The organism is Dorea sp. AM13-35, from assembly GCF_003473885.1.
GTDB classification, from domain to species: Bacteria; Bacillota; Clostridia; order Lachnospirales; family Lachnospiraceae; genus Dorea_D; species Dorea_D hominis.
Window position 1 is genome coordinate 39627 of record NZ_QUCZ01000013.1, and the last position, 18381, is coordinate 58007.

14 protein-coding genes are annotated in these 18381 nt (G+C 43.0%); 13 read left to right on the plus strand and 1 reads right to left on the minus strand.

What is annotated here, in order from left to right; translation table 11 throughout:
- The first annotated feature begins 14 nt into the window (after positions 1–14).
- Entirely contained in the window at positions 15–3479 is a 3465-nt protein-coding gene (locus DW152_RS12755; RefSeq protein WP_118288785.1) for a PD-(D/E)XK nuclease family protein, read from the plus strand.
- Positions 3479–7096, plus strand: a complete 3618-nt coding sequence (gene addA / locus DW152_RS12760) for a helicase-exonuclease AddAB subunit AddA (RefSeq protein ID WP_118288786.1) — start codon at positions 3479–3481, stop codon at positions 7094–7096. The genes DW152_RS12755 and addA overlap by 1 nt, the downstream gene beginning before the upstream one ends.
- Before the next feature lie 21 nt (positions 7097–7117).
- On the opposite strand, the gene DW152_RS12765 is transcribed toward addA, so the two are convergent.
- Positions 7118–7663, minus strand: coding sequence for a hydrolase (locus DW152_RS12765; RefSeq protein ID WP_118288787.1), 546 nt, complete (start codon positions 7661–7663; stop codon positions 7118–7120).
- 227 nt (positions 7664–7890) lie between these two features.
- On the opposite strand from DW152_RS12765, the gene DW152_RS12770 reads away from it, so the two are divergent.
- From DW152_RS12770 to DW152_RS12820, 11 genes are all read left to right on the plus strand, one after another.
- On the plus strand, positions 7891–8100 hold the full coding sequence (locus DW152_RS12770; protein WP_118288788.1) for a small, acid-soluble spore protein, alpha/beta type: 210 nt from the start codon (positions 7891–7893) through the stop codon (positions 8098–8100).
- 136 nt (positions 8101–8236) lie between these two features.
- Positions 8237–8935, plus strand: coding sequence for a WecB/TagA/CpsF family glycosyltransferase (locus DW152_RS12775; RefSeq protein WP_117538405.1), 699 nt, complete (start codon positions 8237–8239; stop codon positions 8933–8935).
- Between the two features lie 172 nt (positions 8936–9107).
- Positions 9108–10196 (plus strand): PucR family transcriptional regulator, encoded by a 1089-nt coding sequence (locus DW152_RS12780; protein ID WP_117538406.1) that lies wholly within the window; start codon positions 9108–9110, stop codon positions 10194–10196.
- A 31-nt stretch (positions 10197–10227) separates the two neighbouring features.
- Positions 10228–10914, plus strand: coding sequence for a cell division ATP-binding protein FtsE (gene ftsE, locus DW152_RS12785; protein WP_021861335.1), 687 nt, complete (start codon positions 10228–10230; stop codon positions 10912–10914).
- Positions 10904–11812: a permease-like cell division protein FtsX gene (gene ftsX, locus DW152_RS12790; protein WP_021861336.1), complete on the plus strand. Its 909-nt coding sequence runs from the start codon at positions 10904–10906 to the stop codon at positions 11810–11812. Before ftsE ends, ftsX begins: the two co-directional genes overlap by 11 nt.
- A 79-nt stretch (positions 11813–11891) precedes the next feature.
- The gene (locus DW152_RS12795; RefSeq protein ID WP_118288789.1) at positions 11892–13001 is read left to right on the plus strand and encodes a murein hydrolase activator EnvC family protein; all 1110 of its coding nucleotides are present in this window, start codon (positions 11892–11894) and stop codon (positions 12999–13001) included.
- Between the two features lie 16 nt (positions 13002–13017).
- Positions 13018–14190, plus strand: coding sequence for a S41 family peptidase (locus DW152_RS12800; protein ID WP_118288790.1), 1173 nt, complete (start codon positions 13018–13020; stop codon positions 14188–14190).
- Positions 14191–14314: 124 nt separating this feature from the next.
- A complete protein-coding gene (locus DW152_RS12805) occupies positions 14315–15610 on the plus strand; it encodes a dihydroorotase (RefSeq protein WP_118288791.1) in 1296 nt (431 codons plus the stop codon).
- Between the two features lie 78 nt (positions 15611–15688).
- Entirely contained in the window at positions 15689–16609 is a 921-nt protein-coding gene (gene pyrF / locus DW152_RS12810) for an orotidine-5'-phosphate decarboxylase (protein ID WP_021861340.1), read from the plus strand.
- An 11-nt stretch (positions 16610–16620) separates the two neighbouring features.
- Entirely contained in the window at positions 16621–17406 is a 786-nt protein-coding gene (locus DW152_RS12815) for a dihydroorotate dehydrogenase electron transfer subunit (protein ID WP_117538411.1), read from the plus strand.
- Positions 17406–18308 (plus strand): dihydroorotate dehydrogenase, encoded by a 903-nt coding sequence (locus DW152_RS12820; RefSeq protein ID WP_021861342.1) that lies wholly within the window; start codon positions 17406–17408, stop codon positions 18306–18308. The genes DW152_RS12815 and DW152_RS12820 overlap by 1 nt, the downstream gene beginning before the upstream one ends.
- The last annotated feature ends 73 nt before the right edge of the window (positions 18309–18381 follow it).

Here is an 18381-nt window from a genome sequence, read left to right on the forward strand (position 1 = left end):
TAGGAGGAAAACCTATGCCTTTAAAATTTGTATTGGGACCATCGGGGTCCGGAAAAACTTATCAATTATATAAGAATGTGATCGCTGAGTCGAAAGCGCATCCGGAGGAGAATTTTATTGTTCTTGTACCGGAGCAGTTTACGATGCAGACGCAAAAAGATCTCGTGACGATGCATGACAGACACGCAATCATGAACATCGATGTATTAAGTTTTGTGCGTCTTGCATACCGTATATTTGAAGAGACAGGAGCCGGTACACTGCCGGTGCTGGATGATGAGGGAAAAAATCTGATCCTGCGTAAGATTGCAGGCAATCATGAAAATGAATTACAGATGCTCCGCGGCAACATTCGCAAGCTTGGATATATCAGTGAAGTCAAATCGGTGCTGTCGGAATTTGCACAGTATGATATCGGGGAAGAAGAGATTGACCGTGTGATGGAAAATGCCGGCAGAGAGTCAAGACTGTATTATAAGCTGGCAGACATGAAAGTTCTATACCGCGGGTTTCAGGACTATCTGAAAGAACGGTATATTTCCAAGGAAGAACTGTTGGACGTATTAAGCCGTGTCGTATGTAAATCGGAAATATTAAAAAACAGTACGATCGTTTTGGATGGATTTACCGGATTTACACCGGTACAGAACCGCTTGCTTGGAGAACTGATGAAGCATTGTCGGAAAGTTATGATCACTGTAACGATCGATCCGGCGGAAGATCCGTACCGCTATGAACATCCATATCAGTTATTTGCGCTTAGTAAACATATGGTTACATCCATGATACAGCTGGCGAAAGAAAATCAGATCAAGATCGAAGAGCCCATGGAGCTGTTTGATAAGATTCCGTATCGTTTCCGTGATAATCCGGCACTTGCATTTCTGGAAAGAAATCTTTTCCGCTATCGGAAAGAAACTTATGAAGGAGAGCAGGATGCGGTTAAGATCCATGTGGCGAGAGAGCCGGGGGAAGAAGCACTTGCGGCGGCGCAGCAGGTGCGCGCTTATATGCGGGAGAATGGATATCGCTGCCGTGAGATTGCTGTGATCGTCAGCGATATGGAGATGTATGCCGAGGCACTGGAACAGGCATTTGCGCTGTATGAGATCCCGGTATTTATGGATCACAAGAGAAGTATCCTGTTAAATTCATTCGTAGAGTATATACGAAGTCTCCTTGGAATGGCAGAACAGAATTTTACATATGAAAGTGTATTTCGTTTTCTGCGTACGAATCTGGCGGGATTTACCCATGATGAAGTGGACGAACTGGAAAATTATATCATCGGTATGGGAATCAAAGGCTATAAACGGTGGCAGGAGAAATGGATCCGCAGATTAAAAGATATGAAAGAAGAGGATCTGGAACGACTGAACCATTACCGCACCAGATTCGTAGAAAAAGTAGATAATTTCGTCTTTGTATTAAAGCAGCGGAGGAAAACTGTCAAAGATATTACAATGGCATTGTATGAATTTATGGTGCAGGAGCAGTTGCAGGAGCGGATCGCAGAGCAGGAGCAGAAATTCCGTGAGAATGGTGAACTGGCACTTGCGAAAGAATATGCACAGGTTTATCGGATTGTTATCGAACTGATTGATAAATTTGTCGAGCTTCTCGGTGATGAACAGGTGAGCCTGAATGAATATTGCAAATTGCTGGATGCAGGGCTGGAAGAGGCACGTGTCGGTGTCATCCCGCCAAGTATTGACCAGGTTGTGATCGGAGATATGGAGCGTACGCGTTTGAAAGACATCCGTGCACTTCTCTTTGTCGGGGCAAATGATCTGCATCTTCCGGGAAATCTTCTGCGTACCGGTCTGTTGTCAGAGCCGGACAGGGAACAGTTCCAGAATCAGAAGCTGGCTCTGGCTCCGGGTGGAAAAGAGCGGGCATATGTACAGAAGTATTATCTCTATATGAATCTTACAAAACCATCGGAAAAGCTGGATATATTCTATAGCAAGGTATCTTCCGATGGTAAAAATATGCGACCGGCGTATCTGATGCAGGATTTAAGAAAAATGTATCCGGACATGAAGATCATAGAGGAAGAAGAAAAAAGCTTCGCAGAGAGGGAATTTACCGAGAAGCTGGGAATCACCTGTCTGATACGGGGGCTGCAGGAAAGTAATGGAGAACTTGATCCACTCTGGTGTGAACTGTACACCTGGTATAAGAAACATCCAGAATGGCAGCAGACAGTAGAAAGCTTACTGGAAGCCGGCTATTACCGTATGCCGATGGATGGACTTACGAGACAGGTGGCAGAGAAGTTATATGGAAAATATTTTACAGATAGTATATCGAGAATGGAGCGGTTCAGTATCTGCGCATTCGCACATTTTCTGACATACGGGCTCCGTCTGAAAGAACGGCCGGAATATGATTTCCAGTCTGTGGATTTTGGAAATGTGTGTCACCGTGCACTGGAACTGTACTCAAGAAAACTGGAGCACACCGGAGAGAGCTGGACAGAAGTCGAAAATAAAATAAGAAAGCAATATATTGATGAGTCGGTGGATGAGGCAATTACAGACTATGGCAATTCGGTTCTCTACAGTTCATCGCGGAACGAATATCTTGTAGAGCGTATGAAGAGAATGCTGGAACGCACGATCTGGGCACTGACAGAACAGCTTGCACAGGGGGATTTTGCGCCTTCTGCATATGAAGTCCGCTTTACAAATGGTAAAATTGACCGTGTCGATACCTGTGAGGATGAGGATAAAGTTTATGTGAAAGTTATGGACTATAAAACCGGCAGCAAAGAATTTGATGTAGTTTCGCTGTATCAGGGATTGCAGCTTCAGCTGATGGTTTATATAAAGGCGGCAGTGGAAAGAGAAGAGAAAAGACATCCGGGTAAAGAGATCGTACCATCAGGCGTATTTTATTATCGCATCCAGGATCCGCTTCTGGATGGAAAAGTCATGGATGAAATTCTGCGTGGAACCGAAGAGGAAAAGAAAGAACAAATGGAAAAGGAGATGTTAAAAGTACTCCGTCCGGATGGTCTGGTCAATCTGTCCGGTGAGAATCTTAAACATTTACAGAAAATACAGTCTGGTGATTCTGTTGCAGTTCCGGTTAAATATACAAAATCGGGATCGCTTTCCAAAACATCCAAAGTGGCTTCAGAGACAGATTTTGATACATTGATGCGATATGCCCAGAAGAAAGTGGAAGAGATCCATCAGAAGATTGCAGATGGTGAAGTTGCTGCTCTGCCGTACCGTCAGGGAACGGAGACAGGATGTGACTATTGTAAATATCGGCACATCTGCGGATTTGACCTGAAAGTTCCGGGTTATCATTATCGGAATCTGGAAAAATTATCAAAAGAAGAAGCAATCCAGAAGATGACAGCAGAAGTCGGGACTGGTTTAAAACAGCCGGAAAAATCTAAAAAAACTGGAATGGCAGAGAAAGAAGAACAGCCAGATAAAGAAAAGAACAGCAAGGAGGAGCAGTAATGGGTGTGACATGGACGCCGGAACAACAGAAAGTAATTGATTTGCGTAACCGGAATATACTTGTGTCGGCGGCAGCAGGCTCCGGGAAAACGGCAGTTCTGGTAGAACGGATCATAACGATGCTGACGAAAGATGAGCCGCCGATCGATGTAGACCAGCTACTTGTTGTGACATTTACAGAGGCGGCGGCAGCGGAGATGAAAGAAAGAATCCGTGTGGCCATAGAGCAGAAATTGGAAGAAGAGCCGGATAATGAACATCTGAAACGGCAGGCAACACTGATTCATAATGCACGTATTACGACAATCCACAGCTTCTGCCTGTCTGTGATCAAGGATCATTTTTATGCAATCCATCTGGATCCGGGATTCCGGATCGGAGAGGAAGGGGAGCTTAAGCTTCTGTGTCATGATGTGCTCGGAGAAGTGCTGGAAGAAGAATACACAGAGGGGAGACAGCGTTTCCTAGATTTTACGACTGCATATGGAGATGGAAAGAATGATAAGAAGATCGAAGAACTGATTCTTAAAATATACGAATATTCCAGAAGTTATCCGGATGCAAAAAAATGGATACATGACTGTGCAGAAAGCTACCGGATTAAAGATTTTGATGCACTGGAAGAGACAGAATTTATCCGTGTCATCAAAGATCAGGTGAGCCGTTATCTTAAGGATGCGGCGAATAAAATCCGGCAGGCAATGAAGATCTGTACCGGAGAAGCTGATGGACCATATATGTATGAGACGGCGCTGGTAAATGATTCGCAGTTGATTCAAAGTTTAAGATCAAAAGATACATTTCTTGAGATGTCAACGGTGCTGGACAAGGATTATAAATGGACAAGGCTTCCGGGCAACAGAGATGAAAACGTATCTGAGAATAAAGCAAACCAGGTAAAATATTTAAGAGATACGGCAAAGAAGATCATAAAAGAAATGAAAGAGCAGTTCTTCTATGCACCGTCTTTTAAATTGCTGGAAGACTTAAATGCCAGTGCGCCGATGATGGAAGAACTGGCAGATCTGGTATGCAAATTTGCAGATCGTTTTGAAGAGAAAAAACGAAGCAAAAATATGATTGATTTTTCCGATATGGAGCAGTATGCCCTGCAGATTCTGACAGAAGAAAAGGATGGCAGACTTGTGCCGTCACCGATCGCAAAAGAGTACCAGAGACAGTTTGTGGAAATCATGATCGATGAATACCAGGACAGCAATCTAATCCAGGAAGCGCTTCTTACAAGTGTTTCTACAATATGGGAAGATAAGTATAATATTTTCATGGTTGGTGATGTAAAGCAGAGTATTTATCGTTTCCGTCTGTCCAGACCGGAGATTTTCATGGATAAATATAATACATACGATAAATCCGAGAGTAAAAAACAGCGGATCGATCTGCATAAGAATTTCCGAAGCCGTAAGGAAGTGTTGGACAGTGTGAATTTTATTTTCCGTCAGATTATGACGGAAGATCTAGGAGGGATCGACTATGACGATGATGCAGCGCTAAATGTAGGAGCTGACTATAAAAAGACCGGAGAAAATGCGACGGAAGTGCTTGTTGTCGATACTGATATTCGCGACAATGATCATAAGAAAGTAAAAGGGATCAATGAAAGGGAGATAGAAGCAAGAGCAATTGCGGGGAAAATCCGTTCCATGATGGAGGATAACTTCCGCGTGACAGATAAAGAGAGTGGAAAACTTCGCCCGCTTCAGTACCGCGATATTGTGATCCTGACAAGAAGTTCGAGAGGATTTTCAGATGTATTTGTGGAAATCCTTGGGCAGGAAGGAATCCCGGCGTTTGCGGGAACAAAAGAAGGATATTTTGCCACACAGGAGATCGGAGTACTGTTGGACTATCTGCGTGTGCTGGATAATGCAAGACAGGATCTGCCGCTGACGGCAGTGTTGACGTCACCAATCGGTGGATGTAGTGCAAAAGAGCTTGCACTGATTCGTAGCTCATGTCCGGAAGAACCATTTTATGAAACAGTGCGCAGATACCGAGCAGAAGGAACGGAAGAAGAGCTTAGAGACAAACTGGAAAACTGCCTTTCGGTGATGGAGAAAATTCGTGAGATCGTGCCGTATACACCGATGCATGAATTATTACAGCGCGTGTTGGATGATACCGGATATGCAATGTATATGTCAGCAATGCCGGGAGGTATCCAGAGAAAAGCCAATATTGATATGCTGATGGAAAGGGCGAAAGCTTTTGAAAGCACCAGTTACAAAGGGTTGTTTCATTTTGTACGCTATATGGAACAGCTGCAGAAATATGAAGTGGATTATGGAGAGGCGAATGTCGAGGAAGAGCAGGCAGATACTGTGCGTCTTATGACAATCCATAAAAGTAAAGGACTGGAATTTCCAGTTGTATTTGTAGCCGGTATGGGGAAACGATTTAACATGCAGGATATTAACAGCCGTGTTGTTTTGAATTCCAAATTCGGTGTGGGTCTGGAAGTTGTAGACCTGAAGCAGCGGACGAAGCGGGCGAGCCTGTTAAAGAAAACGATCCGGCAGGAAGAAAAACTGGATTCGCTTGGAGAAGAACTCCGAGTTCTCTATGTTGCCTATACAAGGGCAAAAGAGAAATTGATCATCACAGGAACGATGTCTAATCTGGAAAAGAAGCAGGCAGAATATGAAAGTGTGCAGGAAGAGTCGGATATGAAATTTGATTTCCTACGTCTGAGCAAAGCGACAACGTACTGGGATTTTGTACTGCCGGCAGTATTACGGGCTCCGCGGTCTGTACCGCTCAGACTGAAAGTGCTGAATATGTATGACATCATTGCGGGACAGGCAGAAACGCAGGTGAAGAGTCAGATAGAAAGAAGTGTACTGGAAGACTGGGATACAGAGCGTGTGTATGATGAAGAGATGCATGAAAATCTTAGGAATCAGTTTGCTTACAGATATCCATATGAAAACAGCCAGACACGAAAGTTGAAATTCTCCGTTTCGGAATTAAAGAAACGGATTTATTTACAGGAATCCGGAGAAATGGAGGACAGCGAGCAGCTTTACGAAGAAACGGAACTGCAGCCGATCCTTCCGAAATTTATGGAGGAAGAGGTGCCGCTTACAGGAGCATCCAGAGGTACCGCCTATCACCGTGCACTGGAGCTTCTGAATTTTGCAGAAGACTATGATACTGAGAAACTGAAAAATTGCCTTAGGAAGTTTACAGAAGATGGGAAGATGACGGACGAGATGCGAAAGGCTGTCTGCATTCGGGATTTCTTGAAATTTTTACAGACAGACAGCGGAAAACGGATGCAGGCATGTGCAAAACAAAACCGCCTCTTTAAAGAGCAGCCATTCGTACTCGGAGTGCCGGCAACGGATCTGTGGAAGGAAGAAGAGGAAGGCGAACTTGTTCTTGTTCAGGGAATCATAGATGTGTATTTTGAAGAAGAGGACGGATTGGTTGTGTTGGATTATAAGACAGACCGTGTCCGTGAAAGCAGAGAACTTGTAGAACGTTATCATGGACAGCTTGATTACTACGCCAGGGCACTGGAACAGGCGACCGGTAAAATCGTAAAAGAAAAGATCATCTATTCCTTTACCCTTGGCGAAGAAATTCATCTGCCATAAAAGAAAATAAAAAGTTTACAATTAAGGACGGAATGTTTTCAGTGCTTCGATGGTCTGGGCAATCAGATCTTCCAGAGTCCAGCCGAGCATATCAGCACCGCGTTCGATTACTTCGCGGGAACATCCGGCTGCAAAATTTTTGGATTTGTATTTTTTCTTAACAGATTTTAAAGTCAGATCCTGAACGCTTTTGGACGGTCGCATAACAACGACTGCACCGATCAATCCGGTCAGCTCGTCAACGGCATAAAGCACCTTTTCCATTTCGTGTTCCGGTTTTATGTTAACAGTAATTGCATAACCGTGACTTGCTGTGGCGTGGATGATTTTTTCATCTGCGCCATTTTCTTTTAAGATTTCTTGCTCTTTGATGCAGTGCTGATCCGGATATTTCTCAAAATCCAGGTCGTGCAGGATCCCTACGACTTCCCAGAAATCTTTCTCATCACCATATCCAAGTTTCTCTGCAAAATAGCGCATTGTTTTTCCGACAATGTCTGCGTGTTCCAGATGAAATTCATCCTGATTATATTCTTTCAATAATGTCCATGCCTGTTCCTGTGTCATATATATACCTCCTGGATGTTATTGCTATAATGATGTCAGGGTCAAAAGATGCCATACGAATTGTTCCGTACTTCGTATTCCACAATTCTATCTGACATTATTATAGCACGGTATATAAGTTCCACACTAATAAGAATCTTTTTTGGCAGACTATAGAAAAAAGTTATTACACGAATATTTTAAAAATGTTATGGAAATACTTTCAAAATAATGAAAGGGGTAATATTATGACTGCAAAAAAGAAAGGTCCGATACGGCTGGATCAGATCACGCCGGAAGAGAAAATGAAATATGAAGTAGCAGAGGAGCTGGGACTGCTTGATAAAGTGCTGGCAGAGGGATGGAAATCTTTATCATCCAAGGAAACCGGACGGATTGGAGGGAAGCTGGCAGGACGCAGGCGTCGGCAGCAGCAAAGCGCTGTGGAAGAGGCGTAAAAGTAACAAAAGTATTACGAATGTTAATTAGTATGAACATTTACAGGGAAAGCTTGAAAACAGAAAGCCCTTTTGCTATAATCGAAAAGCTTGATTAGAAGAGTAAAAGATTCGGGATATAGCGGGTGCAGAGAAGATGGACAGCAAGATTAATGTTTTAGGTATATATATAGACAATTACACAGGCAAAGAAGCTATGAAAGAAGCGGTCGGATACATGGAGTCTGATCCGGTTAATATTGTAGAACTTCTTACAGTAGATGCAGTGATGGATGTAGATCTGCAGCAGGAGACGAAGGAACAGCTTAGAAGTTTCGATCTTGTGCTGGCAGGAGACAAGACAATTCTGGAAGCAGCGGATGTGGAAGAGAAGCGTTGTCTGCAGGAGACAGAGAATCATTTATTTATGAAGATGTTCCTGAGATATTTGCATAAGAACCATAAGCGGGTATATCTTCTTGTTGAGACACAGGAAGAGGGAGAAGCATTTTTTCAATATCTGGAACACTATTATAGAGGAATCCAGATTGTTGGGATGGCGAAAGTCTCTGCAGAAAACAGAGCGGATGATATGCTGGTGAATGCGATCAATGGTGCAGAGACAGACTGTGTACTTTCTATGTTATGTTCGCCGCTTCAGGAAGATTTTGCGGCAAAGAACAGAGCACTTCTCAATACGAGAATTCTTTTCGGTATGGGAAAAGCAGCTCCGCCGTGGAAAGAGACCAGCTTTGGAAAGGAAAAAGTCACCCGATTCTTTACCCGGAGAATTTTCAGAAAAGAGATGGAAAAGCAAAAGGCAGAGAGCGACAGGAATGTCGGGGCAGACATTTAAAAGACATACAGATACAGAAAGAAAAAGTGAGGAAATCAACAAAAAATTGTGATTTCCTCTTTATTTTTTTGTTGATATATATTAATATAGGTCTAGTAATATGCAAATTCACTTAAGATAGAGTAATTTTGTTGTGGAAAATGCATATTGAAATGAGTGGAGGAGATAACCTATGATATCTAATCAAATACTTCAAAACACGATTGAAGGATTGAAAGGGATTACTAGAATTGACTTTTGTATTATGGATACAGATGGTAAGGCCCTTGCAAGTACATTTTCAAAACAGGAGAATTACGAAGACGAGATTCTGTCTTTTGTGGAATCTCCGGCAGACAGTCAGGTAGTACAGGGATATCAGTTCTTTAAGATCTTTGATGAACACCAACTGGAATATATCCTGCTCGCGAATGGCGGCGGAGAAGATGTCTATATGGTGGGCAAGATCGCAGTGTTCCAGATCCAGAATCTTCTGGTAGCATATAAAGAACGGTTTGACAAAGACAATTTCATAAAGAACCTGTTGCTTGATAACCTGTTGTTGGTGGATATTTACAATCGTGCCAAAAAATTACATATTGACACGGAAGTAAGACGTGTTATCTTTATTATTGAGACAAAACACGAGAAGGACAGCAGTGCCCTTGATAATGTGCGCTCACTTCTTGGCGGTAAAGCCAAGGATTTTGTAACAGCGGTAGATGAGAAGAATATTATAGTTGTGAAGGAACTGGAGCCGAATGACGGACATGCAGAATTGGAGAGGATTGCGCAGAATTTCTATAATCTGCTCCGCAATGACGGAGAAGAAGACATTCTGATCGCATATGGTACGGTTGTCAGTGACATCAAAGAAGTATCGAAGTCTTACAAAGAAGCCAAACTGGCGCTTGATGTGGGTAAGATCTTTTTTGGTGAGAAGAATATTATCGCATACAGTGCGCTTGGCATTGGACGACTGATCTATCAGCTTCCGATTCCTCTGTGCAAGATGTTTATCCGTGAGATTTTTGAGGGGAAATCACCGGATGATTTTGATGAGGAAACATTGACTACGATCAATAAGTTCTTTGAGAATAACCTCAATGTGTCAGAGACTTCAAGACAGCTTTATATTCACCGTAATACATTAGTTTACCGTTTGGATAAACTTCAGAAAAGTACGGGACTTGATCTTCGTGTATTCGAGGATGCTATTACATTCAAGATTGCACTGATGGTTGTAAAATACATGAAATATATGGAGTCGCTGGAATATTAAATTGCTGGAGTATAATAATTAGGAGGAACATATGATTGAATTAAGAGAAGTAACGAAAGAGTACTCAAAAGGGGTTGCAGCCCTTAATGGTATCAATCTTAAGATTGAACAGGGCGAATTTGTCTTTATTGTTGGAGACAGTGGTTCCGGTAAGTCTACTCTGATTCGTCTGATCATGAAGGAGTTAGATCCTACTTCAGGCACGATCATTGTAAATGGACATAACCTGAACCGTATGAAACATAAAAAGATTCCGTTGTACCGGAGAAAACTGGGCGTTGTATTTCAGGATTTCCGCCTTTTGAAGGATAGAAATATCTATGAGAATATTGCGTTTGCCCAGAGAGTAACCGAGACATCGACAAGAATTATTAAGAAAAAAGTGCCGGCTGCGCTGTCCCTTGTAGGACTTGCACAGAAGTACAAATCATTCCCGAAGGAATTATCCGGTGGAGAGCAGCAGCGTGTTGCAATCGCGAGAGCAATCGTGAATGAACCGGCAATCCTTCTGGCGGATGAGCCTACCGGTAATCTCGATCCGACGAACTCATGGGAAATCATGAAGCTTCTTGAAGAGGCGAATGACCGTGGAACAACTGTACTTGTTGTTACACATAACCAGGAGATTGTAAACGAGATGAAAAAGCGCGTTGTAACGATGAAGAAGGGTGTTATCGTCAGCGACGAGAAAAAAGGTGGGTATAATAATGAGAATTAGCACATTTGGATATTCGATGAAACAGGGTGTGAAGAACATCGGCAGAAATAAGATGTTCTCCATAGCATCCATTGCAACGATGTCAGCTTGTATTTTCCTTTTTGGATTATTCTATTCGATTGTAATGAACTTTAATTACATTGTAGACAAAGCAGAGCAGGGAGTTGCAATTACAGTATTTTTTAACGAGGATGCAACACAGGAACAGAAAGATAAGATCGGAGAGGATCTTAAGAAGGAAGACGGAGTTCTGGAAGTGAACTATATCAGTGCAGAAGAAGCATGGAATAAGTTCCAGGATGACTACTTCGGAGACTCCAAAGAAGCGGCAGAGGGATTTAAAAATGATAATCCACTGGCAAATTCAGACAACTATGAAGTATACATGTCAGATGTATCCAAGCAGAAACAGGTCGTATCTTATGCAGAGAAACTGGACGGTGTACGGAAAGTCAACAAGTCAGATACGGTAGCCAAGACTCTGACAAGTGTGAACAAACTGGTTGGTATCATTTCGGCAGCGATTATTTTGATCCTGCTGGCTGTATCTATCTTTCTGATCAGTAATACAGTAACAATGGGTATTACAGTAAGACGGGAAGAGATTGCGATCATGAAATATATCGGAGCGAAGGACGGTTTTGTGCGGGCACCGTTCGTATTTGAAGGTCTTCTGATTGGTGTGATCGGTGCGATCATTCCACTGGTAATGTTATATTTTATGTATGATAAAGCAGTAAGCTATGTGATGACAAGATACAGTCTGCTGAATAATATCGTGGACTTCCTCCCGGTAATGAGAGTATACCGTACACTTTTACCGGTCGGTATTGCTCTTGGAGTAGGTATCGGTTTCCTTGGAAGTACATTTACAATCCGCAAACATCTGAAAGTTTAGTTGCTTTAGCGTACGAAAGAAGCTGTCAGTGACAGGTTTTTCAGATAGCACAAGGGTGTAATTAATAAGGGAGACACAGATGAAGAAGAGAAAAAGAATCCTCAGTCTGTTATTGGTATGTGTTCTGTGCTTCAGCATGACAGGGCAGGCACAGGCATCAAAGATCAGTGCCGCTAAGAAAAAAGCGCAGGTGTTACAGTCGAAGAAAAAAGAGGCAGTAGCAGAGAAGAAAAAACTTCTGAAGCAGTTGGAATCTGTATTGGATGAGATGGAAACAACAAAGAAGAAGATCACTGCCAAAGAAGATGAGATCAGTAAAAAAGAAGATGAACTACTGATTGCGCAGGTAGATGAAGACAATCAGTATGAAGACATGAAGAAACGTATCAAATATATGTATGAGAATGGCAATGCTAAATTCATCGAGATTCTTTGCCAGTCGAAGTCGTTGAGTGACTTTCTGAATAATGCAGAGTACATATCGACGATTTCTTCATATGACAGAACTATGTTGAAAAAGTTCCAGAAAGTTGTAAAGAATGTGCAGGCGCAGGAAGAAGTCCTGAAAAAAGAGAATGCCGAACTGGAAAAGATGCAGGATAATCTGATCGCAAAGCAGAGTACTGTAAAACAGATGCTTTCGGATAAGAAGAATGAGATTGCCGGAATCCAAAAGGATATTAAAAAGAATGCAAGCAAGCTGAGTGCGCTTGAACAGGCAGCGGCAGATGCTGCAAGAAAGAAGCAGGAAGCAGCGAGTTCTTATTCATCCGGAGCGGGTGCATCTGTCGTATCCGGTAATGGAACTTTCACACATCCTTGTCCGGGATACAGTCGCATATCCAGTTATTTCGGATATCGTGAACAGCCACTTGCCGGAGCCAGCACAAATCACAAAGGAATGGATTTTGCGGCGCCGACCGGTACGCCGATTTATGCGGCGGCAGGAGGTACTGTAGTATCTGCCGGATACAGTGGCAAAGCCGGTAACCTGATCGTAATCAATCATGGAAACGGATTATCTACTTACTATATGCACTGCCACAAGATTTACGTCCGGGCAGGGCAGAAAGTAAGCAAAGGACAGAATATAGCAATTGTAGGAACAACGGGTAATTCAACAGGACCACACCTGCATTTCCAGGTTATGTCCGGCGGAGTACCGGTGAACCCGTTGAAATATTTATAGAATAGGACTGACGATTGTGGAACATAAAAAAGGATTTATAAAAGGGGCGCTTACGGGCGCCCTTCTGACATTATTAGTTGTGAGCCTTGCAGCCTGTGGACTGCAGCATATCAATGAAGGAATCATATCATCTGATACAGAGACGAAGTTATCTTATTTGAAAAAACTGATTGATGAGACATATCTGCATGACATAAAAGAGAAAGATCTCAATGAAGGCATTTACAAAGGCTATGTAGAAGGACTGGGGGACCAGTATTCTGCTTATTACGACAAAAAGGAAACAAAAGAGTTGTCGGAAAGCCTGGATGGTTCTTTCAGTGGTATCGGTGCTGTTATGACGCAGGATGCCAGCAGCGGAGTGATCACGATCACACAGGTATACGATGATTCGCCGGCAAAGAAAGCAGGAATTAAGGCTGGAGATATCTTGTACCGAGTAGAAGAGAAAACGGTGACAGGAAAAGATCTGGACAAAGTTGTTTCGTGGATCAAAGGTAAAAAAGGAACAAAGGTCAATCTGACACTGCTTCGTGGAACGAACAGTGATAAGATTAAAGTGACAGCTACACGTGACGTGATCAATGTTGAGACAGTGAAATATAAAGTGCTGGAAAATCAGATTGGATATATTTCCATTTCAGAGTTTGATTCTGTGACAGGTGCTCAGTTCGCAAAAGCATTGAAACAGCTGCAAAAGAAGAATATAGAAGGACTGGTCGTAGATTTAAGAAACAATCCGGGAGGAAGTCTCTCTACGGTGTGTGATATTCTTGACAGCATCCTTCCAAAAGGACTGATCGTTTACACGAAGGATAAGAATGGAAAGAAAGAAGAATATACATCGGATGAAAAACACCGGTTAAACCTTCCGATGTCTGTGCTGGTAAATGGTCAGAGCGCAAGCGCATCAGAGATTTTTGCCGGAGCAGTACAGGATTATGGCAAAGCTGAGATTATAGGAACACAAACTTACGGAAAAGGTGTGGTACAGAATCTGTTTGATCTGAAAGATGGCACCTGCGTAAAATTAACGACATCCGAGTATTTTACACCGAAGGGCCGCAACATTGACGGCAAAGGAATCACGCCGGATGTAAAGATCGAATATAAATATAATGCCAAAGATCCAAAGGCAGACAATCAGCTTGATAAAGCGGTGTCTGTTGTAAAAGACAAAATAAAATAATCGATGAAAATAAAGGGAATGCTTTTTTGGCATTCCCTTTTAACATGCCATGTGATAGAATAAAAACGAAAATTTTTCTAAATGAAATCCTGGGAAATCATTTCCGGAAGAAAGGATTATAGATATGACAGTTTTAATTAAAAATGGACATGTTGTAGATCCACTCACAAAAAAAGATGGAGTATACGATGTGTTGGTAGAAGGAAAGAAAATTCAGAAAATTGCAGAGAAGATCGATGAGAAAGCGGACAGAGTGATCGATGCAAGAGGAACTTATGTGTTGCCGGGATTTATTGATCTGCATGTACATCTCAGAGATCCGGGACTGGAATACAAGGAAACACTGGAGACAGGCGGAAGAGCGGCGGTACACGGTGGTGTGACGACAATCTGTGCGATGCCGAATACGAAACCGGTGATCGACAGCCGGGAGAAAGTAGAAGCTGTGCATGAAAGAGCCGTGAAAGAATCACCGGCACATGTTATCCAGCTTGGCGCAGTTACCTGTGGACAGGAAGGAAAAGAACTGGCTGATATTGCAGGAATGGCAGCGGCAGGATGCCATGCGATCAGTGAAGACGGCAAATCTGTAATGAATGCATCTTTATACCGTAAAGGGATGAAAGAAGCGAAGAAGGCAGGAATCAGTGTATTTGCACACTGCGAGGACATTACCATGGTCGAAGGAGGCGTGATGAATGCAGATGAGAATGCGAAGCGTCTCGGACTTAAGGGAATCACAAACTCTGTAGAAGATGTGATCGTTGCAAGAGATATCCTGCTGGCGAAAGAGACAGGCGTACGTCTGCATCTGTGCCACTGCTCTACAAAGGACAGTGTGACGATGGTAGAGATGGCGAAAAAAGAAGGACTTCCGGTAACGGCAGAAGTATGTCCGCATCATTTTATACTGACTTCAGATGATATCAAAGAAGATGATGGAAACTTCAAGATGAATCCGCCGCTGCGCAGCAGAGAAGATGTTGAAGCGCTCCGCATGGGACTTAAGAATGGAATTATGGATGTGATTTCTACAGACCACGCACCACATTCTGAAGAAGAGAAGAACCGTTCCATTGAGAAAGCATCTTTTGGTATCGTAGGTCTGGAGACTTTGGCAGCGCTTACTTATACAGAACTGGTGAAGACAGGCGTGCTCAGTATTATGGACATGGCAGAGAAGATGAGTTATAATCCGGCGCAGATATTGGGGCTTACTGAAAAAGGAGCAGTGGCAGAAGGAAAGATTGCGGATCTTGTAATCTTTGATCCGGATGCTAACTATAAGATTGATAAGAATACATTCTTTTCCAAAGGGAAGAACACACCGTTTGACGGAAGAGAAGTATACGGCCGGGTAGAATATACACTGGCGGATGGTGAAATCGTATATGAGTATCAGGATACCAGAAAGGTGTAGTATGCAACGGCATGCAAGTGTTAGGGCAGAGTATCTTACGATGTGTAACAGTACAGAGAATATAGGAGGAATAAGAGGATGATCAACAAATTAGTAGCAAACATTAAGAAGACAGGGGCACCGATTGTAGTAGGGCTTGATCCGATGTTAAATTATATTCCGGAGCAGGTACAGAAAAAAGCATTTGCTGAATACGGAGAGACGCTGGAAGGTGCAGCAGAAGCAATCTGGCAGTTTAACAAAGCAATCGTAGATAATACTTATGATCTGATCCCGGCTGTAAAACCGCAGATTGCCATGTATGAGCAGTTTGGCATTCCGGGAATGCAGGCATTCAAGAAAACTGTAGATTACTGCAAAGAGAAAGGACTTGTAGTGATCGGAGATATCAAACGTGGCGATATCGGATCAACATCCGCAGCCTATGCAGTCGGACATCTTGGAAAAGTTGCAGTTGGAAGCAAGAGCTATGCAGCATTTGATGAAGATTTTGCAACAGTGAATCCATATCTTGGATCTGATGGTGTGAATCCATTTCTGGATGTATGTAAAGAAGAGAAGAAAGGAATCTTCGTGCTGGTTAAAACATCCAATCCATCCAGTGGCGAATTCCAGGATCAGAAGATCGACGGACGTCCGCTCTATGAACTGGTTGGAGAGAAAGTGGCCGCATGGGGCACAGAAGCAATGGGAGACGAATACAGCTATGTAGGAGCCGTTGTTGGAGCAACTTATCCGGAGATGGGTAAAGTACTGCGTAAGATCATGCCGAAAGCATACATTCTTGTTCCGGGATATGGTGCACAGGGTGGAAAAGGAAAAGATCTTGTACACTTCTTTAACGAAGACGGACTCGGTGCGATCGTGAACTCATCCAGAGGAATCATCGCTGCATACAAGCAGGAGAAATATGCAAAATTCGGAGCAGAGAATTTTGCAGATGCATCCAGAGCGGCAGTAGAAGACATGGTTGCAGATATCAAAGGAGCACTTGGTTAAGGAGAAAATAAATGGCTAAAATGGAAAAAGAACAGGCACGTGTCATCTCTCAGGAGATGCTGGCTGCCGGTATATACAGTATGTGGATTCAGACAAAGGCTGCAAAAAATGCAAAACCGGGACAGTTTATATCCATGTATACAAATGACGCAGGTAAATTATTGCCGCGTCCGATCAGTATTTGTGAGATAGACCGTGAGAGTGAGAAACTTCGTGTAGTATACCGGGTAACCGGAGAAAACACAGGTACAGAGCAGTTTTCAAAACTGCAGGCGGGAGATACAATTGATATTGTTGGATCTCTTGGCAATGGATTTCCGCTTGAGAAAGCAAAAGGGAAAAAAGTATTTCTGATGGGTGGAGGAATCGGAGTGCCGCCGATCTTACAGCTTGCTAAGGAAATGGAATGTGAAAAGAAGCGGATCATTGTCGGTTACCGGGATGCGCAGACATTTCTGAGAGAAGAGTTTGAAGCAAACGGAGAAGTTTATATTGCAACAGAAGACGGAAGTGTAGGAACAAAGGGCAATGTTATGGATGCAATCCGGGAAGCAGCTCTGGAAGCAGAGATTATTTACGCTTGTGGACCGGCTCCGATGCTTCGTGCGATCAAAGCATATGCAGCAGAAAATCAGATTGAATGTTATATATCTTTAGAAGAACGGATGGCATGCGGAATCGGTGCCTGTCTGGCGTGCGTCTGCAAATCAAAAGAAAAAGATGCACACAGCAATGTACATAACAAACGGATCTGTAAAGACGGACCGGTATTTCTTGCTACGGAGGTGGAAATCTAATGGACATGAGAGTGAATATTGCCGGAGTAGAATGGAAGAATCCGGTTACTGTAGCATCCGGAACGTTTGGATCAGGAGAAGAGTTTTCCGATTTTGTAGATTTGAATAAGTTAGGTGCAGTAACAACAAAAGGTGTGGCAAATGTACCGTGGTCCGGTAATCCGACTCCGCGTGTAGCAGAAGTATACGGCGGTATGATGAATGCAATCGGATTACAGAATCCGGGAATTGAGCTGTTCTGCGAGAGAGATATCCCGTTTCTTAAAAAATACGATACAAAGATTATTGTCAATGTCTGCGGACATGCACCGGAAGAGTATCTTGCAGTTGTAGAAAGACTTGCAGATGAACCGATCGACATGATGGAGATCAATATTTCCTGCCCGAATGTAAATGCAGGCTTTCTCGCTTTTGGACAGGATGCCGGTCATGTAGAAAAACTGACTGCCCAGATCAAGAAGATTGCAAAACAGCCGGTTATCATGAAACTGACACCGAACGTAACGGATATTACAGAGATTGCAAAAGCGGCAGAAGCAGGCGGTGCGGATGCAATTTCTCTGATCAATACATTAACAGGAATGAAGATTGATATTAACCGAAAAACATTTGCACTTGCAAATAAGACCGGTGGCGTGTCAGGTCCAATCGTGCATCCGATCGCTGTGCGCATGGTTTATCAGGCAGCACAGGCAGTGAAGATTCCGATCATCGGAATGGGGGGTATCCAGTCGGCGGAAGATGCGATTGAATTTTTACTTGCGGGTGCAAGTGCCGTTTCTGTAGGAACAGCGAATTTCTATCATCCGAATATCACAGAAGAAGTGGTTGACGGAATCCGTGCATATATGGAGAAGAATGGCTTTGATAAAGTTTCGGATATGGTAGGGATTGTAAAATAAAACAGATGTCGAAATATAGAAAAAAACAATAAATACTATATAAAAAAACAATTGGATTTTGCCGGAGGACAGT